The organism is Rhodococcus globerulus (assembly GCF_019334125.1).
Lineage (GTDB): Bacteria > Actinomycetota > Actinomycetes > Mycobacteriales > Mycobacteriaceae > Rhodococcus_F > Rhodococcus_F globerula.
In genome coordinates this window covers 3,916,408-3,942,206 of sequence record NZ_CP079698.1, presented here as the reverse complement: position 1 = coordinate 3,942,206, position 25,799 = coordinate 3,916,408, and the positions used below count along the sequence as shown (strand labels likewise).

Genomic DNA, 25,799 nt, shown 5'->3' with positions numbered 1-25,799 from the left:
GCACTCGGTCTGGCTTTAATGTAACCACAGGTATCAGGAAAAGCTAGTCCCAGACAGTTCTCGATCGACAAGCGGCATGAGCTACTGGTCAGTAGCTTTGTGGGTCACGCTTTGCCTGCTGCTTCGTGGGCGTTTCCGCGATCTTCTGGCGTATGGGCGCGCAATAACTTACTGCTCGGTAATCTCGTCAACCTATAGAAAAGGACAGGCGATGACGATGATCAGCAGGCTGGTGGGCAATTTCGTGTTGAATCCGCCCACGAGGCTTGGTTCGCTGCTTCCGCGCCCCCGCGTCGACCTTTCGGAGAGAACCATCGTGCTGACCGGGGCGTCGTCCGGTATCGGGGAGGCAACCGCGCACATGTTGGCGGCTCGTGGTGCCGAGATGATCCTGGTTGCCCGAGGCATTGACGAACTCGAGCGCGTGCGTGACGACATCCACCGAGAGGGAGGGTGGGCTCACGTTCTACCCGCGGATCTCTCGAACGGTGAAAGCGTCGACGAACTTGCCGACGCGATAGCCGACCAGTTCGGGACCGTCGACGTTTTGATCAACAACGCGGGCCGCTCGATCCGCCGCAGTGCCGCCGATTCCGTAGAACGGTTTCATGATTACGAGCGCACGATGGCGCTCAACTACTTCGGTCCGGCGCGGCTGACGCTTCGACTCTTGCCGTCAATGCTCGAGGCCGGTGCCGGACATATTGTCAACGTCGGGACGTGGGGTGTGAGTGCCGGCGTGATGCCACGGTTCAGTGCGTATCACGCGTCGAAGTCTGCGCTCAGTGCCTTCGGCCGTAGTCTCGGCGCAGAGTGTCATGGCACGGGCGTCGCCGTCAGTACCGTGCAATTTCCACTGATTCGCACGCCGATGATTGCGCCAACCGCCGAATACGTCAGCCAACCGGCATTGACCGCGGAGCAGGCAGCGTCGTGGATCCTGCGGGCAATCGAAACGCGTCCGATCGAATTGTATCCACGCTATGCCGGCCTGCTCAGGGTCATTGGCGCTATATCACCCTCTGCCACAGATGCATTCGTGCGACGTTCTGGAATCTGAAAGTACTCGCTGCCGAAGTATCGGGTAAATAAATGAGGGTATGGCGTACTTTGAAGACGGCGACTGCGCGCAAAACTTGATCGAGAAATGAAGTAGGGGAATAGCCAGTGGCAGACATTCGCCGGAAACCGGCGCGGGTCAAGAAGATTTCGCTGAGTGCTCGCGAAATTCTATCGCGGAACCCAGCTGTCTTGGCGGTCACTGCCGGAATTCTCAGCCTCGTGTGGATGCTCGTCGCAACCTGGTCGGTGGCGCGGGGTAGTGGTTATTCGGGAGAGTCGGCCGCGGACGACCCGGTTGTTCTCATCACGACAGTGCTCATTCTGACTGTCATGACAGTGGCCGCATGTTTCCGTCGGCGGCATCCGGTGTGGATGTATCTTCTGACTCTCGTCGGCACCGTCGCTTTGGCCCTGCTGTTCGAGGATCGAGTAGCAGCGGCCACTCCGCTGTATTGGTTTGCGATCATCGTCATGGCTGGGAGAACTTCCGGAAGTCGCTTGGTACTACTGACGATTGCCGGAATGCTCGCTGATCTGTGGATGACGACCAGATTTCGACCGGGCGACGCTGGTGAAAGCATGACGCTTGCTCAGGTCCCGGCTGGGGATTTGCCAGAATTCTTGTTAGCACCCGCGGTGAATATCATGACCAGCTACGCGGTCATGATCGTTATCGGGAAAGTTGTGCAGAGATATCGAGCTCAATCATCCGCCAGTGCCGCCGCCATCGAGCAAATGCAGTTGAACAGCGACGCGCGAATAAGCGATGCGATCACAGAGGAACGGCAGAATATGGCGCGCGAATTGCACGACGTCGCCGCTCATCACCTCACGGGTCTGCTCATTCAGGCGAGGTCGGCAGACAAATTGTTTTCCTCCAACCCGGCGCAAGCTAAGGCACTGCTCGGTGGTGTGATCGACCATGGCGATCGGGCCCTGAACAGTTTGCGTCAAACTGTGGGGATTCTGCGGTTGGGCGAGGCCGATCCCAAGTACCCACAACCGATGATCGCCGATATTCCGGAACTCGTGGAGGGATGTCGAGCGTCCATACCGTCCTTGGAACTCGATCTGGAGGATAGCTTCACCGAACTCGACAGTGCTGTGCAACTGTCCTCCTATCGCGTTGTGCAAGAGGCATTGTCGAATATTCTTCGCCACGCGCCGGAGAGTTCCGCGACAGTGACTGTGCGACGTGAGCGCGATTCGATCAGCGTCGACGTCACCAATATTGCCGACAGAGGAACACCCGCGACAGACGGTCAGCGTCTGGGCATTTCAGGGATGCGTGAACGCGTCACCCTTCTGGGCGGAACCCTTCTCGCCGGACCAAACGACAACGGTTGGACTGTAAAGGCAGTCATTCCCACTGCCGGCCAGATCATCGGATAGTTACCCCGCGGCAAATCGGGCATAATTCAACCAGGACGTCTCCCGGTGATCGTGTTGGCCTTCGTGTTCTCAGTGTTCTTCTTTCTCTCGACACGTTAGGCGAGTCGCTCATTCCCCTGTAGTAAATGCGCTGATGAGCTACGCGTTATTCATAACCTTCGGTAAAGTTGTGCAGAACCACCGCGAAGAGTGCTTCTTTTGTCTCTTGACGAAGTCCGGAATCTCGATTCATAGAGGTGGCTTGAATGCGGGATCGCGTTCCTAATACTTTGGTGCTAATTCCTTTTGGTGAGGACATCTCGGGCCCATTGGTTTAGGGCTACCGCTCGGTCGAACGTAGCGCTGCCGACTCCGTCGCTGGGCCCTCCTTGCCCCCTGTCCACCCGGTATCGATCCCAGTGGTTGCCATTGACGCCGGCACCTCTGGCATGGTAGCTATTTAACGAGCGCTAAGTCAGTGGTTGGCTTGCGCAACATGATCTCGGTCCGGTGCCTGATGCATGCGTCTTGGGTGCCGGACCGTCTCAAGTGCACGTCCTCGAAGGGAACGAAGAAGATGACCAAGGCAGTGATTGTCGATGTAGTCCGGATCGCATCAGGCAAGGGCAAGCCAGGCGGGGCACTGTCCGGGACACATCCCGTCGAACTGTTGGCCCACGTACTTCGGTCGATTGTCGAGCGCAACGGCATCGATCCGGCGCTGGTAGACGACGTCATCGGCGGCTGTGTCGGTCAGGCCGGCGAGCAGGCACTGAACATCACCCGAACGGCCGTGCTCTCGGCCGGATTCCCCGAATCCGTACCTGCCACTACGATCGACCGCCAGTGCGGATCCAGCCAGCAGGCAGCACATTTCGCCGCTCAGGGCGTTATCGCCGGGGCGTACGACATCGTGATTGCCGCCGGTGTCGAATCCATGAGCCGTGTACCTATGGGGTTCACCTCGATGGGTAAGGACGCATCCGGTCCCGGTATCGCCGCTCGCTACCCCGAGGGCTTGGTCAACCAAGGCATTTCGGCTGAACTGATTGCGGCGAAGTGGAAGTTCGACCGGGACACGCTCGACGCTTTCTCGGCTCAGTCCCATCAGCGCGCTGCGGCTGCGGCGGCGGAGGGACTGTTCGACAAGGAGATCGTGCCGATCTCGGTGACCAATGCCGCCGGAGAAACTGTTACGCACACCGTCGACGAGACTGTGCGCGCATCGACCACCGCCGAGGGCCTGGCCGGTTTGAAGCCGTCGTTCTACTCCGAGAAGTACGCAGCTCGTTTCCCGGAAGCACAGTGGTCGATCACTCCCGGCAACTCCTCACCGCTCACCGACGGCGCTTCGGCTGCTCTGATCATGAGCGAAGAGATGGCCTCCAAGCTGGGGCTGACACCTCGCGCCCGTTTCCACTCGTTCTCCGTGATGGGCGACGACCCGGTCTTCATGCTCACCGCACCGATCCCGGCCACCCACAAGGTCCTTGCTCGCGCAGGACTGAGCATCGACGACATCGACACCTACGAGGTCAACGAAGCATTTGCGCCGGTGCCACTCGCGTGGGCACACGAATTCGGTGCCGACCCGGCCAAGCTCAACCCGTGGGGCGGAGCCATCTCGCTCGGCCACGCACTCGGATCCTCGGGCACGCGTTTGCTGACGACGATGGTCAACCACCTCGAGGCCACCGGCGGACGCTACGGCCTGCAGACCATGTGTGAAGGTGCCGGCATGGCAAACGCCACAATTATCGAACGTATCTGACACACAACATCTTTCGAAAGGGAATCACATGATCGTCAACGACAGCGTAGCCGTCGTCACCGGTGGAGCCTCCGGGCTCGGCCTGGCCACCGCCAAAGCCCTTCTCGCCGACGGCGCCAGCGTCGTCATCATCGACCTGCCGTCCTCCAACGGTGAGGCCATCGCCAAGGAACTCGGCGACCGCGTTCGCTTTGCTGCTGCCGACGTCACGGACGAGGCAGCTGTGTCGGCCGCTCTCGATCTCGCGGAGACCCTCGGACCGATCCGCGTCACGGTCAACTGCGCCGGAATCGGCAACGCCATCAAGACCGTCAGCAAGAAGGGCGCATTCCCCCTCGACGCGTTCAAGAAGGTCGTGGACGTCAACCTGATCGGCACGTTCAACGTGCTTCGCCTTGCTGCAGAGCGCATTTCGAAGACCGAGCCCATTGACGGCGAGCGGGGTGTCATCATCAACACCGCCTCGGTCGCAGCATACGACGGACAGATCGGCCAGGCTGCTTACTCCGCATCCAAGGGCGGCGTTGTCGGTATGACGCTCCCCATCGCCCGCGACCTCGCGTCGCTGCTGATCCGCGTCAACACGATTGCTCCTGGCCTGTTCAAGACGCCGTTGCTCGCCAGCCTGCCGGAAGAGGCTCAGGCGTCGCTCGGTACTCAGGTGCCGCACCCCTCCCGCTTGGGTGACCCCAGCGAGTACGGTGCACTCGCAGCGCACATCGTCTCCAACCCGATGCTCAACGGTGAGACGATCCGCCTCGACGGTGCAATCCGTATGGCACCGCGGTAATTTCGGAGACAAGATGACTGGCGAAGCGATGAGTGTGGATTCGGTAGCAGTGGACTGGAGGTCTTTTCCGCCGCTGTTGATGAGTGACATCCTGACGGCTTCGCTGGAACTGTTCAACGAGAACGGTTACCACGGCACAACTGTGCGGCAGATTGCCAACCGCGTCGGGGTAACCGTTCCCGCGCTCTACTATCACCACGCGAACAAAGAGGCCGTTCTGGTCGCGCTGTTCGACGTATCGATGAGCGAACTGAATACCAGAACCGAAGCGGCAGAAGCAGAAGCCGGAGAAAAACCGGTGGAGCGCTTTGCGCTGGTGGTCGAGGCGATCGTTCTGTACATGACTCATCGGGCGCATCACGCTGCGTTGGACACCGAGATCCGGCATGTCTCGCCGGAAAGCCGAAGCCGATACGCGGCCAGTCGCAAGCGACTCGAATTGCTGATGCGCAGGATTGTCGATGACGGTGTGGCATCAGGAGATTTCTCGGTCACCGACACCGAAGAAACCGTCCGGGCCATACTCGGAATGGCTCAATCTTTACCACGTTGGTTCCAGACCGGTGGTCCGATGTCGCCGTCCCAATTGGCAGAGAAGTACGTCGACATCGCGTTTCATACAGTCGGGTATCGACCGTAAACGAAGGCGGGCAACAGGTTTAAGACCTGTTGCCCGCCTTGTGGTGTTTACCCTGTGTCAGAGCCGCGTGACGTTGAGTCCGCCGTCGTGGTAGTCGGCCCGCAGACGCTTCTTGTCGAACTTGCCGACACTCGTCTTCGGAACTTCCTGCACCACAGCCCAGTTCTCGGGAAGCTGCCACTTTGCGATCTTGTCCGAGAGGAACTCTTGCAGTTCGGCCATCGTTGTTGCCGAATCCGCGCGCAGGACTACCGCCACCAGCGGTCGCTCATCCCACTTCTCGTCGGGAATGCCGATTACAGCTGCTTCCGTGACATCGGGATGACCCATGACTGCGTTCTCGAGGTCGACCGACGAAATCCACTCGCCGCCCGACTTGATGATGTCCTTGGAACGGTCCGAGAGGCTGAGGAAGCCGTCGGCAGTGATGGATCCGACGTCGCCGGTCTTGAGCCAGCCGTCGTTGAACTTGTCTGCTGCCTCGACACCGTAATACGACGCCGTAATCCAGGGGCCGCGCACTTCGAGCTCACCAACGGAAACGCCGTCGTGGGCAACAGTTTTGCCGTCATCGCCGATGAGGCGTGCTTCGACGGATGCGGGGAAGCGGCCCTGCGAGTATCGGTACTTCCACATCTCGTCACCCGTGATACCGAGCGGCGGGCGAGCCACGGAGCCGAGTGGCGAGGTTTCGGTCATGCCCCACGCATGCAGGACGCTGACGTTGTGATCGTCTTCGAACGCGTGCATCAGTGCCGGCGGAACTGCCGAGCCGCCGATCAGAACCTCACGCATAGACGAGATGTCCTGAGGATTCTGTTCGAGGTAGAGGTGCAGACCCTGCCAGATCGTGGGGACCGCGGCGGCGAACGTCGGCTTCTCGCTGGCGATGATCGCGGCCAACGGAGCCGGCTGGAGGAAGCGATCGGGCATGATCAGCGAAGCGCCGATCATGAACGCGGCGTAGGGAAGTCCCCACGACATCGCATGGAACTGCGGAACGACGGCAAGTGCGCGGTCGCCCTGCTTGAGGTTGGGTCCGTCGCTCATGCAGACCTGCATCGAGTGCAGGTAGATCGAACGATGGGAATACACAACACCTTTGGGGTCGCCTGTGGTGCCGGAGGTGTAACACATCGCGGCAGCGCTGCGCTCGTCCAGTTCGGGCCAGTCGAACTCTGTCGGCTGCTCTGCGATCAGGCCTTCGTACGTGTGTACCTCAACACCGGCGGGCGCTTCGAGGCCGGCGGCGGAAGAGCCCGTCACGATGATGTGCTTGACGGTCGTGAGCGAAGGCAGTTGGGGTGCGAGCAACGGGATCAGCGACGGATCCACGATGATCACGTGATCCTCGGCGTGATTGGCAACGTGGATCAGCTGCTCGGGGAACAATCGGATGTTGAGGGTGTGCAGGACAGCGCCCATCGCAGGAATGCCGAGGTACGCCTCGAGGTGCTCCGAGTTGTTCCACATGAACGTGGCCACTCGCTGATCCCCGTCGACGCCGAGTCCGCGCAGTGCGTGTGCCAGCTGAGCGCAGCGACGTCCCACCTCGGCATACGACGTACGGCGCGGACCACTTTCGGTCCAGGTCACAACCTCGGCGTCACCGTGGACGGAGGCTCCGTGCCGCAGGATTTGAGCAATGGAGAGTGGGGCGTCTTGCATCGTGCTCAGCATGGGCTACTCCTGGGTGTCATGCGATCCTGTGCTTTCCAGACCGGCCGCAATCGAGGTTGTGTGATGTCAGGCTAGTCATATCGCCGGGGCGCCGTGTTAGTGACCCACTGCACACTCGAAGAACCATGCGATAACGAGTGCGCCCGGGTCGACGACGCCTCGAGCCGCCTCGCCGACATAGCTTGCGCGGCCCCGGCTGGCGACCATGACTTCCGTCGACTCGGCTCCGGCGCGGGCGGCTTCCGAGGTTCGTTGCAACACGTCCGCGCGTACGCCGTCGACTCGAACTCCTTCCTCGAGAGCGTCCACTGCGGGGGCAATCGCATCCACCATGGTCTTGTCTCCGGGGCGTGCTCCCCCTAGTGCGGTGATGTTGTCCAGACCTGCCCGTGCCGCAGCGGCAATGGTCGCGAGATCCAGTGTGCCCTCCCGGGCTACTCGGAAGAAATGACGGAACCAGATGCCGAACAGTGCTCCGGACGTTCCACCCGCATGGCCGAGATAGGCTTGCGAGATGGCATCGAATGTTGTTGATGCGGAATAGGTATTGCGCATCTCGGTCAAATCCAATTGTTCCAGTGCGGCCACCATGTTGGTACCGAAATCGCCGTCGCCGGCCCGTCGATCGAGATCGGTGAGGGCAGGTTCCTCGTCGAGTACCTTCTGCGCCCAATCGGCTACCCATGCCCCGATGTTTCCGTCGGAAGTCGGGGTTGTCGGTGCCGTGTACGAAGGTCCGAACGATTCCCGCGGACCCACAGCCGAGTAACTTCGTGCCGGCGAATTCGGCCAGGCCGGCGCGGCGCTCGGGGCGTCCCACAGTTCGAGGATCTGATCGTCGACGCGTACCAGGGTGATGGATGCGCCTGCCATGTTCATCGCCGTCACAAATGTTCCGACGAGGGGGCGTTCGATGTGAATTCCCTTCTCGCCTAGATATTCTCCGAGCTCCGCGAACAGTAACTGCAGTTCCAGGGGATGTGTTGCACCTAATCCGTTGACCAGCGCGATAACACGATCTCCCTCGGCCAGTTGGAGTGAGTCGATGATCGGATCGGTCAGTCGGCGCACCAGTTCGGGAGCAGGCAACGCGTCGATCCGTTCGCGTCCTCGCTCGCCGTGGATGCCGATGCCCAGTTCCATCTGGCCCGCAGGTAGATCGAACGAAGGTTCCGTTGCGCCGGGGAGCGTGCACGGCGCAAGCGCGACGGCCATGCTGCGTGCCGATTGTGCGACAAGGCGACCGATCCGGACAACCTCTGCCAAAGACTCGCCGCGCTCGGCTGCGGCACCGCAAACCTTTTCCACGACGACGGTGGCTGCCGTACCTCGGCGTCCTGGTCCGTCGCCGTCAGCTCGTTCGGTTGCCACATCGTCCTCGACGAGGACCACATCGGTATCGATGTTGTCTTCCCGCAGCAACTCTCGTGCGATACCGAAGTTCATGACGTCGCCGGTGTAGTTCTTCACGATGTGGAGGACACCGCCGCCGGCGTCGACGGCTTTGGAGGCCTCGTGAATTTGCAGAGCGTTGGGTGAAGTGAAGACCAAGCCGGGGCAGACTGCGGTCAGCATGCCTGCGCCGAGGAACCCGGCGTGCATCGGTTCGTGTCCGGATCCGCCGCCGGAGACGATGGCCACTTGTCCTTTGGGCAGCGGTTGTGCCCGTGTGAGGTATCCGGGGTCGGGATTCCACGCGATGTCGTCGGTGGATGCGATCAACCCGCGAAGTGCGTCGGGAACAAATGTCTTTGCGCTGCGCATGAACATCACTTCAGAGTAGGTCTAACGTCGAGTTCGGGCACGGGTGGTGATCGACGAGAGGTGGACGGCGTGAAACTGGGGTTGGTACTGGCCGGTGGCGGCGTTGCGGGAATCGCCTGGGAAACCGGTTTTCTACTCGGCGTTCAGGACAATTCGGCGGACGCCGCCGCAGCGCTGCTGGCAGCTGACGGGTTGATCGGCACTTCTGCAGGCTCCACCGTGACCGCTCAGATCGCGGGCGGTGTGACACTGCAGGAACTTTTCGACGCACAAACAGCGGAGGCGACGGGGGAGATCGATCCGAAGGTCGATGTCGAGGTACTCGGTCAGATGTTCGTCGACGCGATCGCAGGTTCCGCGGATCGATCCGAACAACTTCGTGCGCTCGGCGAGGCAGCGATGGCCGCCGACACCGTCGAACCCGCCGTGCGTCGTGCGGTCATCGAGGCGAGGCTGCGCAATCGGGCGTGGCCCGACCGGGAGTTGCGCATCCCGGCAATCAACGCCGAGACCGGTGAGTTGAGGGTGTTCGGCAAGTCGGCCGGCGTAGACCTGATCGACGCAGTCGGAGCGAGTTGCGCCGTCCCCGGTGTGTGGCCGGTGGTCACGATCGACGGGCGCCGATACATGGATGGCGGAATGGCAAGTGGCTCGAATGTTCATTTGGCTGCCGACTGTGATGTGGTCGTGGTTCTTTCACCCGCAGCCGATCCCGCCCCGAATCTTCTGGGCGGCAGTCTGCGAGAGGAAATCGACGCGATGACGCAGTCACGGGTACTGCCGATCTTCGCCGACGACGCCGTCGTCGAGGCGATCGGAACGAACTCCCTCTCGCCGGCCACCCGGCGTCCGGCAGCTGAACTCGGTCGCGAACAGGGCCGCCGAACGGCTGACGAGATCGCTGCGTTTCTGGTGACGACATGAGTGGGGCCCGGATTGCCGTGGTCCTTCGTCCGGAGCAGTCGCCGGAGGATCTGATCCAGCTTGCCAAATATGCCGACGAAGTCGGTATCGACGAGGTCTGGTTGTGGGAGGACTGCTTCTTCGGTGGAGGAATAGCTACTGCTGCAACTGTATTGGCCGCAACCGCGCGGATGAGAGTGGCGATCGGTGTGCTGCCGACGCCGATGCGCAACACCGCGATCACGGCGATGGAGATTTCGGCGCTGGGCAGAATCCATCCGGATCGACTGCGGGTTGGCTTCGGTCACGGCGTTCAGAGTTGGATGCGACAGATCGGCGCCAAGTCCGAATCGCCGTTGACCCTCCTGCGTGAGCAGTTCGGAGCGGTCGAGCGGCTACTACGTGGCGAGTCGGTGACGGTATCCGGTAGGTACGTGAATCTCGAGGACGTCACGCTGGCATGGCCGCCGGAGGAGGTGCCTCAGTTGCTTGTCGGTGCTACGGGGCCAAAGACTTTGGCGCTCAGTGGTGAGTTGGCGCAGGGCACGGTGTTGTCGGGAGGGACCACCCCGGACGGCGTGCGCCGGGCGATCCAACACATCGGAGCGCAAGATCACGAGGTGGTCGTCTACGTCATCTGTGCCTTCGGTTCAGGCGGTCGTGAGCGCGCGCTGGCCGAGGCCGCAGCGTCCGGTAGCGAGTCGCCGGTGGATGCGGTTGCCGTGGGGACCGCGGCCGACGTTGCGGCCGCAGCAGTGCGATGGGTGGACGCGGGTGCAACCACCGTGGTACTCCAACCGACCGTTGACGAGCCGGACGTCCGAGAGTTTATTCGCCTTGTCGCGCAGGAGGTTCAACCGCTGATGGTGTAGCTCAGGCGGTTAGTCGGGACAGAACCTCGTCGATGTCGGCAGTGCTCACGTCTCGATGTGTCACGAACCGAACCTTCCCGGCGACGGTGACGGCACCGACGTCGACAGCGGCGAGCTGAGCAACGGTGGCCGATGGATCGGCTGTGGCGGCGAGAACGATGTTGGTGGCGGGTTCGTCGACAGCCCAACCGCGCTCACGAAGCCCCGACGCGAGGCGCTGCGCATTGTCGTGATCGTCGGACAGTCGGGCCTGCGAGCGCAAGGCCACGATGCCGGCCGCGGCAAGCACGCCGCCCTGACGAATGCCGCCGCCGAGCATCTTGCGAATCCTTCGGGCCTCGGTGATCAGTTCGGGTGACGCGGCCAGTATCGAGCCGACCGGCGCGCCCAGTCCCTTGCTCAGGCATACCTGGACGGTGTCGGCGCCGGAAGTCAGTTCGGTGGGCGAAACATCGAGTGCAGCAGCGGCATTCCAGAGGCGGGCACCGTCGAGGTGAATCTTCAAGCCGCGTGATCGGGCCGCGTCGACCAGCGTTGTCCACTCGGCCGGATTCATGACGGCGCCGCCGGCGAAGTTGTGGGTGTTCTCGAGACAGAGCAACGTGGTGTTCAACGTGAAATACGGACCGGGGGAGCCTGCGGCCTTCAGAACCGTCTCGGGCCTGGGCCGTCCGGGCCCTCCGTCGTGCGGCAGCGCCACCGGCATGCCCTGGGCGAGCCAGGCAGCGGTGCCCAACTCGGACCCCAGGACGTGGGAGTGCTCCGGTGCCAGGAACTGATCACCACGGCGGAGGTGCAGCATCAGCGCAATCAGGTTGCCCATCGATCCGCTCGGTACCCACAGAGCCGCCGGAAAACCGAGAGTGTGTGCCACTTCTTCCTCGAGCGCCGCCATGGTCGGGTCGTGATCGAGGACGTCGTCACCGACCTCTGCGTCGGCCATTGCCCTTCGCATCTCTGCGTCAGGTTTGGTGACGGTGTCCGAGCGTAGGTCGATGTACGACGAAGTCATGGTTCATTCGATCAAGTCGCGTGATCCGGCGTCAAACTGCCGTGAGTCGGACGTGAGGGATCAGATTCCCGGCTCCGCGGCGATCGTACCGGCGGATACCGCCCGGCACAGAGCGTCGTGGTCACGTTCGGTTTGATCGGCGTAGAGCCGAGCGAATCGGGTGAGGGCAGTATCGACCGTGTCCGAGGTTCCCAGATAGCCGGAAATCAGTGACGCGCCACTGGTTCGGGCGTGTCCCTTCGCCAGTAGGCGACCGCAGATCGCGACATAGTCGGTCAGCGCTGCTGCGTCGATATTGTTCAGGTCCACTGAACCTTTCATGTTCCGGAACTGGCGGACGTAGTACTGGCGGTCGTCGACGGTGCACCAACCGAGCAGTGGATCGCTGACTGTCTGGAGGGCCTGCTGGTATTCCGCGACACGTCGTCCTTGGTGATCGTGCCAGGCCGAGTCGCCGTGCACGAACGGCGCAACAACGGATCGGCGAGCCTGTTTGAGCTGCAGGAATATGACGTCGTCCGGGATGCTCCCTTCACACAGGGCGACATAGGCTCGTAGGGCGACACTTCCGACGCCGACGACCCGGTGCGCCACGTCGATGACGTTGTATCCCGAGACCACTCGACGCCAGTGCGGTGCAAGGGTTTCGAGATATTCGTCGAGACCTTCCAAGAGGAAGTCGGTGTCCTGTGGGGTGAGTCGTGTTGTGAGCGGCGGGTTCTCGAGTAGTTGTCGTCGTCCGTGATCCTCGACGGTGAATCGGGGAACCGCGTGATCGCTGGTACGTCGGCGGGCGCGTTCCGCTGCGCGTTGGATCTCGGCGAGCAAGCCTGGATCGGTGACGTGGTCGGTCAGTCCGTCGAAATCGACTCGGTCGAAAGAACGATCGAAGAGTGGCCGCTCGGACAGCTTTCCCAGGTGGAGGCGATACGCGGACACACACGAGGTCGTCGCTGTTTCGCATTGAGATTCGGTGAGGCCGTTTTGTCGACCGGCCACCCAGATGCTCGCAGCCAACCTACGCAGGTCCCATTCCCACGGGCCTGGATGTGCTTCGTCGAAATCGTTGAGGTCTATGACAAGTTCGCGTTCCGGCGATCCGTAGAACCCGAAGTTGCCGACGTGGGCGTCACCGCAGATGACCGGCGTGATACCGGTGGCCGGGAGCGCCGCCATGTCCTCGGCCATCAGTCCGGCAGTCCCGCGGAGGAATCCGTACGGGGAAGCGACCATGCGCCCCACCCGAATCGGTACCAACCAGTCGAGTCTTCCCTCGTGGGCAGTGTTGACCTGATCGACCGGGTCACGTCGGTTCGGTGGTGGCGTCCAATCGCCAAGTGACGACCGTGCCACTCGTTTACGTAGACTCTTTCCGATCTTGCGCCGCTCACTGCGAGGGGTTTGACGCGCGCGCAGGGTCGCCCTGCCGTCCGGTTCGTTTTCGAGAGCCAACTGACCGGCAGGCCTACTCAGCGGGTCCATGTCGGGCTCTCTTTCGTCGGGCGTGCGAAACTCGCGCTCGATCTTATGCCCGCTGGAATTAGTACCGCGCGACGAGTTCGTTAACTACTCGCCTGGGCAATCAACTCGACAACGCGGTCGGCGCACAGGTCCGGATCGGGCATTCTCCCGATGCCGAGGCACTCGACGACGGTGAACGACGCATCCGGCATGTCCTCCACACCGAGCGCCCACCCGAAGTAGTGGTTCCACGCGAGTACGGCGCGGTGGCCGCTGTGCTGCGGAATCTCGTTGCCAAGCACAAGTACCGCGTCGAACGCCGGACCGTCGAACCAGATGACCGATTCGGCAAAGGCGGAGGCGGCGACCGCGACTACGTACCTTTGACAAGTGGATTCGCTCGGAATGGCGGTGTGTGCACGCATGCTCGCTCCTCCGGCTCGGTGGTGATCGGAGGGTTCCCCCTTGGTGCCGCCGAAGAAACGCCGTGCAGATTACGTCCCGGCCACAGATTTACGACGCAGGCGATGCCCGAGATGTTTTTTTGGGCTTCGCCGTTGTCGTGGGTGGCCGCGGAAATGAGAAGACGGTGTGCTTTCGGCCGCCCGCGTACCCGCCCATGTAGTCGATGTGGATCGTCATACCCGCTCTGGCACTGCGGTATTGAGTCAAAGTAGCGGTTACGTTCCGCTGTGAATCGGGGCAGTGTGTTGTCGTCTTCACCAGCGTCGCCGATGAGTGCGAACCCGTTACCTACGGGGTCGGTGACGGTTGTCGAGAAGCTCAGTCGTCATGTTCGGGCGTTAGGTCCCGAACTGCGGCTCGTATGGACCGTTCACGAAGTTCGTTCTCTCTGCGCAGCTCACGGCGCCTACGGCCCGCCTCGAATCGTTGCCTCGCAATTGTTCCGGTTGGTCGGAGTTGGGGTACTTCAGCTGGTTTTCCGTCGCTGCCCATTGCCACCATCGTGAAATAGCAACTATTGGTGTGTCGAGATTTTCCGAGAAGAATGTCTTCGGTTTCGACTCGTATTCCGATTTCCATCGACGTGCGCCCGGTGTAATTGACGGAAGCGCTGAACGTGACGAGTTCTCCGACATGCACCGGTTCGCGGAACACCACACGATCCACGGACAGGGTCACGACGTACGTCTGGGCGTATCGACTCGCGCACGCGTATGCAACCTGGTCGAGAAACTTCAGAATCGTTCCGCCGTGCACGTTGCCCGAGAAGTTGGACATGTCCGGCGTCATGAGGACGGTCATGGACAGGGTTTGTTTTGCCGTATGCTGCGGTGCTTGCTTGGATTCAGGCAGGGAGATCGATTCAGACATCGAGTGGGCCTCTTGGAGTCGGTGGACGGTGAAGAGACCGTATCCGGCAAAGAGGGTTACCCGCGCGTTCGGAAGAGCGCGGTATCGGAGTTCGGGACAGTGCCAATGTGGAGGATGTATTCGCTGGTGGCGACGGGGCCGGCCGCGCTCGACCTGAGATAGGGCGCGAGCGTCGAGCGGAGGTGCGCTGACATCGAACTCCAATTCCCTGTGCTTCGAACGGCCTCGCGAAAGTTCTTCAACGCCGGTGCCTGGTCGCACAGTTCCTCGACGGGATCCGATCCGGCTGGTAGTTCCCACTCGAGCAGGTGGGAGGCCGAGCTCACCGACTCCAATCCGGCTGCCGCCTTCTCGAATTCGCTCGAGCTCGACCACGTCGTCGGCAGTGGTGCGATGCCGTCCCACGCAGAAGCTGCCTCGGTGCGAAGTGCTGCTGCCCACCCGTTCGCCGACCACGTTGCGACGCAGATCTTTCCGCCTGGCCGGGTCACCCGCATCATCTCTGCGAGGGCAATCGAGGGGTCGGGGCAGAAGATGATCCCGAAGATGCTGACGCAGGCGTCGGCACTCGAATTCGGCCAGGGTAAAGACTGCGCATCGCCGATCGTGAAGGTGGGTTGGGTAGTGCCGGGGTGGGGAATCCAGCGTTCGCGTGCAACCTCGAGCTGGCTGGCGGAGAGGTCGAGTGCGTGGACCGTCATACCGGACTGGGCCGCCGGGAGCGCAAAGTTCCCGGTTCCGGCGCAGACGTCGTACACCGTGCTCACGTCCCCGATCGAGCGCAGTGCCTCCGTCGATGCCGGTGAGAGTTGCTCGGCAAGAGGCGAATACGTCGCACCATTCCAGATTCCCTGTTTCACGACAAACTCCTTTCGACTGCGTCGATGACCGTATCGAGCGCTGCGACCGCCGCGCGCGCTGCTTCGTCGGGGTTGCGTTTCTCGATGGCCGCGATCAAGGGTCGGTGCTCGTCGACGTGGAAACCTGGACCGACACTGACTGCGGACAGCGAATCCGTCACGGCGGCAAGGACTCCCCGGTAGACGTCGATCAGTGCGGAATTGTGGGACGCCTCGACGATCGAAAGGTGCAGGGCCATGCCGGCTTCGACAGTGAAGCCGCCGACGTGACCGGGGTGGGCATTCCAGGCTGCATGTATCCGCGCGAGATCTTCGGGGGTATGGCGCTGCGCTGCAAGTCGCGCGGCTTCGACCTCGAGTCCGCGTCGCAAGCGCAGTACGTCGAGAACGTCACCTCTGGCGAGCCTGCGCCCGAGTAATCCTTCCACCGGCGACGCCGCCAGGACGTAGACGCCGCCACCATGACGAACGGACAGAACTCCGGCGTGTGCAAGCGCCCGTACCGCTTCGCGCATGGTGTTTCGGGCGACTCCCAATTCCTCGACCAGTGCGGTCTCCGGCGGGAGTTTTGATCCGACGGGCCATCGACCGGTCGATATCGCCTCCTCGATCGCCGCGGCGACGATGTCTACCTTGCGTCCGGAATCGGACATGTGTGCCACCTCGGGTAAGTGGGTCAATGACTTTGTCCGAGGTTAACGTGCGCTCACGAGTGGGTCAATGACTTGTGAACTATCCGCGTACGTCCAGGCTGCGGGCGTAGTGCTCCTTGAAAACCTCGAGATGCGCCCACGATTCCAAGCCGCTGACACCGTCGATGCCCCGGATTCGCTCGGACAAGGCATGGAGGTCGTTGGACGAGTTGGCGGCGACCGTAGCGATCACGTCGTACCGTCCCAGAGTCCGCGCGAGGAATTCGATTCCCGGGAGCGACTCGATCTCCGATACCGCGTTGTCGTCCCGTGAGCCGAGATTGACGCCGATGCCCATCGCCAGCGACCGGCCACCACCTCGCCGCTTGACGACGGCACCGACGCGCAGTGCCGTGCTCGAGATCAGATGATTGACGCGATTGCGCACAGCGCTCGGCGACAGGCCGGTGTGTTCGGCCAGCTCGAGAAATGGCATGCGACCGTTGCGCTCGAGCAGTTCGATCAAGGCGACGTCCGTCGAATCGAGTCGGATGTCGGCTTGTAAAGCGGTCTCGGGCATGAAGATTCCCTTGATGACGTCGACGTAGACCAGCGTGCTCACGGATCTGACGCCACGCTGTGAGCGGAGTTCGGCGATGGCGCGGTACAGATCGTCGTGGCTGGGCACCCGAAGTTCCGCGATCACGTTGTACTGCCCGCTGACTGCCGAGATGTACACGGCAGCCTCGGATTCGATCAACGCGTCCAGTACCGGGGTCATCGGTCCGGACACGGCGATCGACACGTGTGCGAGTGCCTTCAGGCCGAGAAGTTCGGGGTGTGCGACGGCAACCACGGACACCGTTCCCGAGTCGAGTAGTGCCTGCACCCTGGTGGACACTGCCGCGCGTGGGGCATCGACCGCCACGGACAGTTCGCGGTACGTCGCTCGCCCATTGCGTTGAAGAGCAGCTATGAGCTTGGAATCGAGATCGACTGTCATGGATGCCCTAACTTTTCCAGAGATTTTTCTGTATGAGCTTCCTATTAGAACAGTCGCATGTGGGCATAGATGATGTGGATAAGTGCAGAAATGCACAAAAACTTGTACAAAAAAGTTGTGTACCACCTGGTGTGAAACTTTGATGCATTGCATAGCTCCAGGTCAGGGCGTAGTTTTCGCTCAACACGCAGTGACCTGCACCACCATCTCGACGAAGGACCACCATGCGCAAGTTGCACACGCACGAAGCCTCGCCGCTCGACGCCACCGCCACGATCTTCACCGGCGCCAAGATCCACACCGTTGACGACAGCACGGCGGGAGCCGAAGCGTTCCTGGTGTTCGGAAACCGCTTTGCCGCGGTGGGGACACTCGAGGAATGCCGCACGGAGGCGCGACGCCTGAGCACTCGCACGACCGCGGTGGTCGAACTCGACGGCGCCACCGTCGTCCCCGGATTCGTCGATCCGCACGCACACCCGTTGATGTACGGACAGATGCTCAGCTGGGTGGACTGCGGACCGGAGAAGGCGCACTCGATTCCCGGAATCATTGCCCTGCTTCAGGAAGCGGCACTCACAGCTCCTGAGGGTGTCCCGATTCGCGGATACGGCTATGAGCACCGCAACCTGATCGAAGTGCGCCATCCGCTCAAGGAAGAGCTCGATCAGGTGGCCACCGATCGCGAGGTCTACCTCATGAACGCGAGCGGTCACGGCGGCGTCGTCAACTCCTTCACTTTCGACAAGCACGGCATCGATGCGAGCACTGAGAACCCGGCCGGTGGCGAATTCTTCCGAGATGCAGACGGCGAGTTGACGGGCGAGCTGTCCGACGCCGCGTGCAACATCCTCACCGGTGTCAACGGTGTGAAGGTCGGCCATCACGGACCCAACTTCCATCTCGAGGACGAGCCGGAAGAGCACCTTCGCCAGCTGTCGGTCGCTCAGGACAAGTTCCTGGCCGGCGGCGTCACCACCATCGGCGACTGCCAGGTGACGCGTCGTGAATTCGACATGTACCTGCGTCTGGCCGAGCAGGATCAGCTCAAGACCCGCGTCAGCATGTACATGCTCAGTCATCTCCTCGATCACGTCATCGACACGGGAATGCATGGCGCCTTCGGCAATTCGCGGCTCGCGTTCGGCGGCATCAAGTTCTACGCCGACGGCACTCTCGGCGGCTGGACCGCATACTTCCCCGACGGCTACGTGGGCGACCCGTGCCGCACCGGGCAGCTCTACCATGAGCCGGCGGACTACTCGGAGCTCATTGCCAAGGCACACTCCGTGGGTCTGCAGACTGCCACGCACGCTCAGTCACCGACGGCCATCGACATGGTGCTCGACGCCATCGAAGCTGCGCAGAAGGCTCACCCCGACGCCGACGCGCGTCACCGCATCGAGCACTGCGGGCTCCCGACGGCCGAGCAGATCGCCCGGATGAACCTGGCCGGTGTGTACCCGGTGAACCAGCCGCAGCACTACTACAACTGGGGCGAGGGCGTCACCGCTGCGATCGGAACTCCGGGTGAGCGGTTCAACCCGCTCGGGGAGTTCATCGCTGCCGAGGTTCCCGTGACCATCAGCTCCGACGCCCCGGTCGCAGAGCCCAAGCCGCTCGAGGCAATTCAAGCAGCCGTCACTCGTGTGACGCGTCAAGGCCATCAGCTCGGCTCCGATGCACTCCGCATCACCGCCGACCAGGCACTGCAGGCTCACACGCTCAACGGTGCACGTGCGCTGGGCCGTGAAGCAGAACTTGGCAGCATCTCGGTCGGCAAGCGGGCCGACTTCGTCATTCTGGGCGCGGACCCCCTCGAGGTTCCGGCCGACGCGATTGCGCAGATCGAGGTGCGGGAGACCTGGATCGACGGCGAACTCGCACATTCAGGTCATAACCACCTATTGTCGAGCACTTCGACCACCGAGGAAAAGTAATGAACCGAGAGCAACAGATCGTGAAGGCCCGCAAGGCGGGATTTGCAGCCTTCGTCGGTACAACCATCGAGTGGTACGACTTCTACGTATATGCCACGGCAGCCGCCCTGGTCTTCGGTGACATCTTCTTCCCGCCCGGAACCGATCGCCTGACCGGCGTTGCGGCGGCGTTCGCGACGTACGCCGTCGGATTCTTCGCTCGCCCGCTCGGCGGAATCGTGTTCGGCCATGTCGGTGACAAGATGGGCAGGCGCACCGCACTTGTCGTCACACTGACGCTGATGGGTGCAGGCACCTTCCTCATCGGCATGTTGCCCACGTACGCGTCGATCGGGTTCTGGGCGCCGTTGCTGCTGGTTCTGCTCCGCTTCGTCCAGGGCTTCGCCGTCGGCGGTGAATGGGGTGGCGCGGTCCTGATGGCCGTCGAGCATGCTCCCGAGGACAAGAAGACTTTCTACGGCGGATTCGCTCAGCTGGGCAACCCGGCCGGCGCCCTTCTGGCCACCGGGTTCTTCAGCATTCTCTCCACCTTCGGCGACGACGCGCTGCGCGAGTGGGCCTGGCGTCTGCCGTTCCTGTGCTCGGCGCTGCTGATCCTCGTCGGCTTGTTGGTTCGCCTCAAGGTCGAGGAGTCCCCGGTCTTCGAGTCCGAGGTGAAGTCCGCGGACGTCCCGGAGATGCTGCCGCTCAAGTACGCACTGGTGACCAACTGGCGTCCGATCATCCTGGGCATCGGCATTCTGCCGGTCGCAGTCGGCGGCTACTACCTCGTGACGACATTCATCACGGCATACGCGACCGACCCCGACGTCGGCTTGTCGGAGACGCTGATTCTCAACGCGCTCAGTGTCGCCGCGGTGGTCGAGTTGATCGCGACCCTGGGCGTGGCGTGGCTCGGCGACAAGGTGGGGCGCGTCCGCGTGGTCATCTGGGGTCTCGCTGCGGTCGCGATACTCGCCGCGCCGCAGTTCTTGGTGCTGAAGTCCGGATCCGTCTTCCTGATCTTCCTGACGTTTGCGGTCATGCGACTGGTGCTCGCTGCCACGTATGGTCCGATTGCCGCCGTTCTGTCGCAGATGTTCAAGCCGCAGGCGCGCTACACGAGCATCTCGTTGGCGTACCAGGGTGCAGGCGCGATCTTCGGCGGGTTGTCTCCGCTGGTGTCGACGCTGATGTACAAGGCAACCGGCAGCATCTGGCCGGTCATCGCACTGCTGATCGGCATGTGCATCCTGAGCATCGTCTGCCTGCTCTTCGCTCCGCAGCACGTGGACGAGGCGACCGACACCGACGGTGTGCGGCAGGGCCTGAACAAGGAATCGGCTTCCGCCTGACAACTGCAAACACGAAGCTGGGGCAGTACACGATTTCCGTGTACTGCCCCAGTTGTCGTTTCAGGTCAGTTGTCGTTCAGAGCAGGTCAGGCGCCGACGAGATGGCGATGAAAGTGATCGCTGCGTCGGTGCGCCTGGCTGAGATTCCTGATCTCGCGAAGCCAGAAGTGAGACGCCAGCGCATTGTTGTTGCCATAGCCGGTGCCGGACGTGTCTTCGTCGATCAAGGCGACAAGCGCCTTGATCAGGCTGGTGACCTTGAGGTTGTTGGTCTGAGAATGTCGTACCAGCAGGTCAGCAGCTTCGTCGGTGCTGCAGCGGTAGAGCGTGCAGACAATTTCGAGAGCCCGTTCGCGGAGACGGCCCGAATTGGTCGGGATCCGTAGTCCGTTTGTCGGAACACTGTTCGTCTGGTTGTTCGTGTTGTCGGGGTGAATCATGGTGTTGTACAAGGTATTCCTTTGAACCACATGGGTTTTGGACCCGTGCGGTGTGTAGCGCATGTTGATACTGGTGCAGTCGGTACGCGATTGGCGGCGGACTCCGTCGGAGTCTTCGGCCTGGTCAACAATCTGCGGGACTGATGAAAGTGCGTAGTGATCAAAGGCGCGGATTTGCACCGAACTGGAAGTCTTGCCCCTGGAACGAGTTTTGGAACTGTCGTTCCGGGCGAAGCGACCGGCTGCCTGACTGACGGCTGCCCTCTGATAACCCCACCGTACGTCATGGTGTCGGTTTCAGCTAATCCTTTTCCGGGCGATCATGCTCACAGTAGGTGGTTTCACCTGCTCAAGGGGTATTTATGTGATCGATTATCGCTTGCTTGGTGGTAGCCCAGGCTGCGGATTCGGTGTTGGTGAATTCGCCGTGGCCGACGCCGGGAAGTTCGATCAGGTCGACGCGATCACCGGCCGCGCGGGCGGCGTCGGCATAGCGTCGGCTCTGCTCGATCGAGACCACCCGGTCAGCTTGCCCGTGCAGTGCTGTGACCGGGATGCCGATGGGAAGATGTTCGATCGGCGAGGCAACACGGTATCGATCCGGGTAGTCGGACGGCATGCCGCCCAGAAGATTTCGAACAAATCGATCCTTGCCGGATGTGGCCGCGAGTTCCATGTCGAAGACACCGGCCATAACGGTGGCTGATCGAATGGATACTGTGAGAGCAGGGTCGGGCGCGTCGATACCTTGGCTAGGTCGCGACGCTGCCCAGGCGGCGAGTTGGCCGCCGGCCGAGTAGCCGGCTACGTGCACGCGGCCCAGATCCAGTCTTCCGGAAGCCTTTTCCTGCACAGCGTCGGCCAAGGCGTTTGTTGCCGTGACGGTGTCCGAGAGAGTGGTCGGCCATCCGCCGTGCCCGCCCACGCGCCGATACTCGATGTTCCACACGGCAATTCCGTAGGGCGTCAACGATCGAGCCCACGCGCCTGCGTAGTCGAGGTTACTTTTCTGGGCCCATCCGCCACCGTGAATGAGGACAACCACTGGTAGTGAATCTCCGTCGCCGGGGGGTAGATACAAATCCCCGAACGTGTCCGTGTCGGCGGCATAGGAAATGCGTAACGGTGCTACGGATCGATCGGTGCCCGCCGCGCTGGAAACGGAAATAACTAGGGTGAACAAGCAGACCAGCGCAACCGCGACATACCGAAGCAGCCGGTTGGCGGAGCGGTGCGCGATGGCCGGATTCCTCTCGTCACGCTGGGGAGATTGTCGTAAATAGGAGTCTATCTACGACAAGTGAATTTCAGGTGCCGACGGTTCGGTCCGTGCTGACTCTGACGCGAAGTTCGCCCCGAGTGTGGCCCTGGTTGCGCGGTTCGTCGCCGTTGATCAGGGCTAGCAGTGCATCCACTGCCAATGCTGCCTGTTCTTCGGGGAAGAAGTCGACGGCGGTGATCGGGGGATCGGAGATCAGTAGAGCGGGTTCGTCGCTGTTCTGGGCGATCAAGATGCTTCCAGGAATTGACAGACCGAGATCGAGCGCCGCTCGTGCAGCAGCAGGAGCGCAGCCGAGGATGAACGAAAGGATCGCGTCCGGTGGATTCTCGGATGTCAGTGCTTCGTGAGTCGTCGAATACGCAGCGGCGACGAGTTTTTCGACGGTATCGACACCTTCGAACGTTGCAAGTTCATCCGTCGCTCTGGGTGTCACGCTGTGGGTGCGGCACCACTCGCGGTAAGCGGTGGTTGTCGCGCGGTTCCACGCCGAATCCATTCCGGGATTGAGGACGAGGATGTCTGTCGCGCCCTTCTCAGTGAGGTGGTCCAGGAGCGTTTCGGTCGTGGCGAAGAGATTCGGTGAGATGGTCCATCCGAACTGTTCGCGACTTCCCGGGCCCACTGCGACAGTAGGGATTCCGAGCTTGTTCAATACATCGACGCGAGGGTCGTGCGTCATCGGGTCGACGACGAGAGCGCCGTCCATCTCGATGCGCCGCAGCCCGTTCGGGTCTTTCATCGACGGCAGTAGCAGGAGTGAGTGATCCGCATGAAACGCGGCCTGAGTGGCGGCGGTAGCCACGCGGCCGTACCAGTCGAAGTTGAGGTACTCGGACGATGACAACTCGTCCCGAGTGGGGAGCATCAGTCCGAGGGTGGCAGTCCGGCCGGTCCGAAGATTCTGTGCCGAGCGATTTGCCCGGTAACCCAGGCGGTCGGCCACCTCTTGAACGCGCGCCCGGGTCGTCCCGTCGACTCGGCCCTTGCCATTGAGTGCGTAGGAGACTGTCGACACCGCGACGCCGGCAGCAGCCGCGACATCGCGAAGCGTCGGGACGTTCGGCGTGATCATCGGGCTGGTTTCCTTACTCCCTGGTCGGTTTCTACTACAGGTTAACGCCCAATCGTTTCGGCAAGGCAAAAGAAGGCAAGCCTAGTGGACGGTCGTCTAGTGACATTCGAGTGCAGAATCGTTTCATCACAGCTATTGACACTGAAGAAACGATTCGGCACGCTCGTGGAACGTCGGCACAACGTCGAACCAATTCGGATGAACCCGACGCACTCGTTTCAGCCAAGCGCATATTGCGATAACGCACGGAGTCATTGCATGACCGACAAAACCGACCTGCGGCCAACGGGTACAAGTCCCGCCACGCATCCGCCTCGAGCTCCTCATGACCTTTGCTCGGGCACTACCAACAGCGCCTACATCGCGGAGGGGTTCGGCGCGGGATCTTCGGTAGTGGCCTATGTCGGCGATCTCGGTGGCCAGATCGGTTTTGTTGTCGCCTGCGGTATTTTCACGTCGTCCACGCTCGACAACCTTTTCGATATCTCGATACCGATTTCTACAGGCGCGCTGATGGTTGCCGTTCTGGTCACGGCCGTGGGATATAGCCGAGTGGACATCAGCGAGAAGGTCCGCCTGGCACTTGGCATGGGCACTATGGCGGGCTTGTCCACTGTTCATAATCTGTGGTTCGCAACACCACTGCTCGCTGCATTCGTGGTGGGGGCTCTTCGGCGCCTGGGGGTCCGTAACCACTCGATCGAAGTGCTGTCGGTATGAGCGAACACCCATGGTCGGTCCCCGGCGGTTTGGTCGAACGGCCGGGATTGCTTTCGGGAGAGCCGGAGATCTGGGTGTACGCAGACAAGTTCTCGTACTTCGCCGGCGAGACCGTCTCCCTTCGAGTCCACACCACCGCAGACCAATACGACCTCGAGATCGTGCGAGACGGCGCACGGCCCCATAGCATCGTCAAGTACATCGGTCTGCCCGGAAAGCAGCAGGCGACGCCCGCGGACGCCTATGCAGTCGGCTGCGGATGGTCTGAGTCCCTCGCGTTCACAGTCGCCTCGAATTGGTCCTCGGGAATGTATTTGATTCTCGTACGGATGCGTCACGAAGGCATCGTCGTCGAGCGTGAAGGCTTTTTCATCGTCCGTTCGCGGGACGCCGCGCTGGCCGACCTGGTTCTCATTCACACGACGAGCACGATGTTGGCTTACAACGACTGGGGCGGGGCCAATCACTACCGCGGTGTTCCGGACGGTTCCGGCGACGTGCCGACACCGATTTCCTCGACGCAACGCCCCATCGCGCGAGGAATGCTGCGTAAACCTGAAGGTGCAGCGCGCAATATTCACACCGATACTCCCGGAGTGGGCTGGGTTCCGAGACACCCACCCTACGAGTGGGCCTGGGTGAACGGCTATTCGCGTCATCACGCCGATGCTTTTTGGGCGACGTACGAACGGCCGTTCACGGTGTGGGCGGAAGAGCAAGGTTTCCGCGTGCATCACATAACCCAGCATGATCTACACGAAGATCCTTCAGCACTGCAGGGATATTCGTGTGCGGTAGTCGTCGGTCACGATGAGTACTGGTCATGGGAAATGCGCGACCGAATCGACGAGTTCGTTGACGGCGGAGGAGGTTTGGCGCGATTTGGCGGCAACTTCCTCTGGCAGGTCCGCATCGAGGGCGATGCACAGGTCTGTTACAAGAATCCGTTCGATGATCCGATGCGTGAGGTTGATCCGACGCGGGTGACAACGGCATGGGATTCGCCCGAAGTTGCCCGACCGGGAGCGTGGACGATGGGTTTGACCGGTATGGCTGGTGTCTACAACCGTTATGGCGCAACGACTCCCCGGTCCTCCGGCGGGTTTACGGTGTACCGGCCGGACCATTGGGCACTGAACGGAACCGACCTGTATTACGGCGACAACTTCGGGATCGCCCCGATCTGTGTGGCCGGATTCGAGATGGATGGAGTGGATTACACGTTCACGAAGGGGCAGCCCTCCGCCACCGGGGTTGACGGTGCTCCCGAGGATCTGCAAATCATCGCGATGGCGCCGGCGGTATCGGGTTCACGGGACAATTGGAACGGCGCGGTTCCCATCGGTGCACCTTTTGCCGAGGTGCGGGGCATTATCGAATGCTTCTACGGGAGTGAGCCGCCCGAGCACCTTCGTGATCTCGAATACGGATCGGGAATGATCGCGTGCCACCAGCGAGGTTTCGGAACGGTGTTCAACGCTGGTTCTACCGAATGGGTGAATGGACTGATTCACCACGATCCGTTCACCGAGAAGATCACCTCAAATGTACTGAATCTATTTGCTGCACAAATCTCGAGCTTCAACGCGGGGGAAACTGACACGAGAGTCGATGACATTCGAACATTCGGCCCCGGTCAACTGTGATCCCTACCCGTACGACGAAGTAAGCAACATGGTCAGCGGCCGCGTGGCACTTGTCGATCTCGACCGACACCATCGCGAATTCGCTTCTGGTGACGCATTTGTGCCGAAGTCGTTTGGCGGCACGTGGGAGAACGTCGAACCGTCCCAGAAGTACTTCGTCGCTGTTCCTGGAGCGCGTTCATGAGCGTTGCCTCGTCGCATGGGCGTTA

The 25,799-nt window shown here is 61.6% G+C and carries 24 protein-coding genes; 12 read left to right on the top strand and 12 right to left on the bottom strand.

Features of this window, described 5'->3' with window-relative positions; genetic code table 11:
- Window positions 1-211: 211 nt before the first annotated feature.
- From KYT97_RS17930 to KYT97_RS17910, 5 genes are all read left to right on the top strand, one after another.
- A complete protein-coding gene (locus tag KYT97_RS17930) occupies window positions 212-1,060 on the top strand; it encodes an SDR family oxidoreductase (protein WP_371851330.1) in 849 nt (282 codons plus the stop codon).
- Window positions 1,061-1,251: 191 nt separating this feature from the next.
- Window positions 1,252-2,454, top strand: a complete 1,203-nt coding sequence (locus KYT97_RS17925) for a sensor histidine kinase (RefSeq protein ID WP_219110363.1) — start codon at window positions 1,252-1,254, stop codon at window positions 2,452-2,454.
- Between the two features lie 556 nt (window positions 2,455-3,010).
- Window positions 3,011-4,204, top strand: coding sequence for a thiolase family protein (locus KYT97_RS17920; RefSeq protein ID WP_095888047.1), 1,194 nt, complete (start codon window positions 3,011-3,013; stop codon window positions 4,202-4,204).
- 28 nt (window positions 4,205-4,232) lie between these two features.
- Window positions 4,233-4,994, top strand: coding sequence for a 3-hydroxyacyl-CoA dehydrogenase (locus KYT97_RS17915; protein WP_045065589.1), 762 nt, complete (start codon window positions 4,233-4,235; stop codon window positions 4,992-4,994).
- Between the two features lie 13 nt (window positions 4,995-5,007).
- Window positions 5,008-5,634 carry a TetR/AcrR family transcriptional regulator gene (locus tag KYT97_RS17910; RefSeq protein WP_092804669.1) on the top strand — a complete coding sequence of 209 codons (627 nt, stop codon included), beginning with the start codon at window positions 5,008-5,010 and terminating at the stop codon, window positions 5,632-5,634.
- A gap of 57 nt (window positions 5,635-5,691) precedes the next feature.
- On the opposite strand, the gene KYT97_RS17905 is transcribed toward KYT97_RS17910, so the two are convergent.
- Both KYT97_RS17905 and KYT97_RS17900 read right to left on the bottom strand, forming a co-directional pair.
- Complete coding sequence (locus KYT97_RS17905) at window positions 5,692-7,314, bottom strand: long-chain fatty acid--CoA ligase (protein ID WP_219110362.1); 1,623 nt, start codon at window positions 7,312-7,314, stop codon at window positions 5,692-5,694.
- Between the two features lie 96 nt (window positions 7,315-7,410).
- A complete protein-coding gene (locus KYT97_RS17900; protein ID WP_219110361.1) occupies window positions 7,411-9,084 on the bottom strand; it encodes a dihydroxyacetone kinase family protein in 1,674 nt (557 codons plus the stop codon).
- Window positions 9,085-9,138: 54 nt separating this feature from the next.
- Between KYT97_RS17900 and KYT97_RS17895 the strand changes: the two genes are divergently transcribed.
- Both KYT97_RS17895 and KYT97_RS17890 read left to right on the top strand, forming a co-directional pair.
- A complete protein-coding gene (locus KYT97_RS17895; protein ID WP_219110360.1) occupies window positions 9,139-10,002 on the top strand; it encodes a patatin-like phospholipase family protein in 864 nt (287 codons plus the stop codon).
- Window positions 9,999-10,853 carry an LLM class flavin-dependent oxidoreductase gene (locus tag KYT97_RS17890; RefSeq protein WP_219110359.1) on the top strand — a complete coding sequence of 285 codons (855 nt, stop codon included), beginning with the start codon at window positions 9,999-10,001 and terminating at the stop codon, window positions 10,851-10,853. The genes KYT97_RS17895 and KYT97_RS17890 overlap by 4 nt, the downstream gene beginning before the upstream one ends.
- A 1-nt stretch (window position 10,854) precedes the next feature.
- On the opposite strand, the gene KYT97_RS17885 is transcribed toward KYT97_RS17890, so the two are convergent.
- From KYT97_RS17885 to KYT97_RS17855, 7 genes are all read right to left on the bottom strand, one after another.
- Window positions 10,855-11,865, bottom strand: a complete 1,011-nt coding sequence (locus tag KYT97_RS17885; protein WP_172937105.1) for a threonine aldolase family protein — start codon at window positions 11,863-11,865, stop codon at window positions 10,855-10,857.
- Window positions 11,866-11,925: 60 nt separating this feature from the next.
- Window positions 11,926-13,347 (bottom strand): DUF2252 domain-containing protein, encoded by a 1,422-nt coding sequence (locus tag KYT97_RS17880; RefSeq protein WP_033233692.1) that lies wholly within the window; start codon window positions 13,345-13,347, stop codon window positions 11,926-11,928.
- A gap of 80 nt (window positions 13,348-13,427) precedes the next feature.
- Complete coding sequence (locus KYT97_RS17875) at window positions 13,428-13,751, bottom strand: DUF6292 family protein (protein WP_033233691.1); 324 nt, start codon at window positions 13,749-13,751, stop codon at window positions 13,428-13,430.
- Window positions 13,752-14,109: 358 nt separating this feature from the next.
- Window positions 14,110-14,661: an acyl-CoA thioesterase gene (locus KYT97_RS17870; RefSeq protein WP_080711680.1), complete on the bottom strand. Its 552-nt coding sequence runs from the start codon at window positions 14,659-14,661 to the stop codon at window positions 14,110-14,112.
- Window positions 14,662-14,717: 56 nt separating this feature from the next.
- Complete coding sequence (locus KYT97_RS17865) at window positions 14,718-15,521, bottom strand: class I SAM-dependent methyltransferase (protein WP_219110358.1); 804 nt, start codon at window positions 15,519-15,521, stop codon at window positions 14,718-14,720.
- Entirely contained in the window at window positions 15,518-16,174 is a 657-nt protein-coding gene (locus KYT97_RS17860) for a FadR/GntR family transcriptional regulator (protein WP_219110357.1), read from the bottom strand. The genes KYT97_RS17865 and KYT97_RS17860 overlap by 4 nt, the downstream gene beginning before the upstream one ends.
- A gap of 79 nt (window positions 16,175-16,253) precedes the next feature.
- Window positions 16,254-17,156 (bottom strand): Lrp/AsnC family transcriptional regulator, encoded by a 903-nt coding sequence (locus tag KYT97_RS17855; RefSeq protein ID WP_045065572.1) that lies wholly within the window; start codon window positions 17,154-17,156, stop codon window positions 16,254-16,256.
- 224 nt (window positions 17,157-17,380) lie between these two features.
- Between KYT97_RS17855 and KYT97_RS17850 the strand changes: the two genes are divergently transcribed.
- The gene (locus tag KYT97_RS17850; RefSeq protein WP_219110356.1) at window positions 17,381-19,096 is read left to right on the top strand and encodes an amidohydrolase; all 1,716 of its coding nucleotides are present in this window, start codon (window positions 17,381-17,383) and stop codon (window positions 19,094-19,096) included.
- Window positions 19,096-20,430, top strand: coding sequence for an MFS transporter (locus KYT97_RS17845; RefSeq protein WP_045065567.1), 1,335 nt, complete (start codon window positions 19,096-19,098; stop codon window positions 20,428-20,430). The genes KYT97_RS17850 and KYT97_RS17845 overlap by 1 nt, the downstream gene beginning before the upstream one ends.
- 86 nt (window positions 20,431-20,516) lie before the next feature.
- Here the strand turns inward: KYT97_RS17845 and KYT97_RS17840 are convergent, their stop codons facing one another.
- The 3 genes from KYT97_RS17840 to KYT97_RS17830 form a co-directional block, all read right to left on the bottom strand.
- A complete protein-coding gene (locus KYT97_RS17840; protein ID WP_045066768.1) occupies window positions 20,517-20,882 on the bottom strand; it encodes an ANTAR domain-containing protein in 366 nt (121 codons plus the stop codon).
- 337 nt (window positions 20,883-21,219) lie between these two features.
- Entirely contained in the window at window positions 21,220-22,053 is an 834-nt protein-coding gene (locus tag KYT97_RS17835) for an alpha/beta hydrolase family protein (RefSeq protein WP_342393889.1), read from the bottom strand.
- 124 nt (window positions 22,054-22,177) lie between these two features.
- Complete coding sequence (locus KYT97_RS17830; RefSeq protein ID WP_095887378.1) at window positions 22,178-23,224, bottom strand: LacI family DNA-binding transcriptional regulator; 1,047 nt, start codon at window positions 23,222-23,224, stop codon at window positions 22,178-22,180.
- 258 nt (window positions 23,225-23,482) lie between these two features.
- Here KYT97_RS17830 and KYT97_RS17825 point away from each other — a divergent pair, with 258 nt between their 5' ends.
- Genes KYT97_RS17825 through KYT97_RS17815 form a run of 3 tightly spaced genes read left to right on the top strand, consistent with a single transcriptional unit; the run spans window position 23,483 to window position 25,774 of the window.
- Window positions 23,483-23,944 carry a hypothetical protein gene (locus tag KYT97_RS17825; RefSeq protein ID WP_179300776.1) on the top strand — a complete coding sequence of 154 codons (462 nt, stop codon included), beginning with the start codon at window positions 23,483-23,485 and terminating at the stop codon, window positions 23,942-23,944.
- Window positions 23,941-25,590 (top strand): N,N-dimethylformamidase beta subunit family domain-containing protein, encoded by a 1,650-nt coding sequence (locus KYT97_RS17820; protein WP_239654644.1) that lies wholly within the window; start codon window positions 23,941-23,943, stop codon window positions 25,588-25,590. The genes KYT97_RS17825 and KYT97_RS17820 overlap by 4 nt, the downstream gene beginning before the upstream one ends.
- The gene (locus tag KYT97_RS17815) at window positions 25,556-25,774 is read left to right on the top strand and encodes a cupin domain-containing protein (RefSeq protein WP_239654643.1); all 219 of its coding nucleotides are present in this window, start codon (window positions 25,556-25,558) and stop codon (window positions 25,772-25,774) included. The genes KYT97_RS17820 and KYT97_RS17815 overlap by 35 nt, the downstream gene beginning before the upstream one ends.
- The last annotated feature ends 25 nt before the right edge of the window (window positions 25,775-25,799 follow it).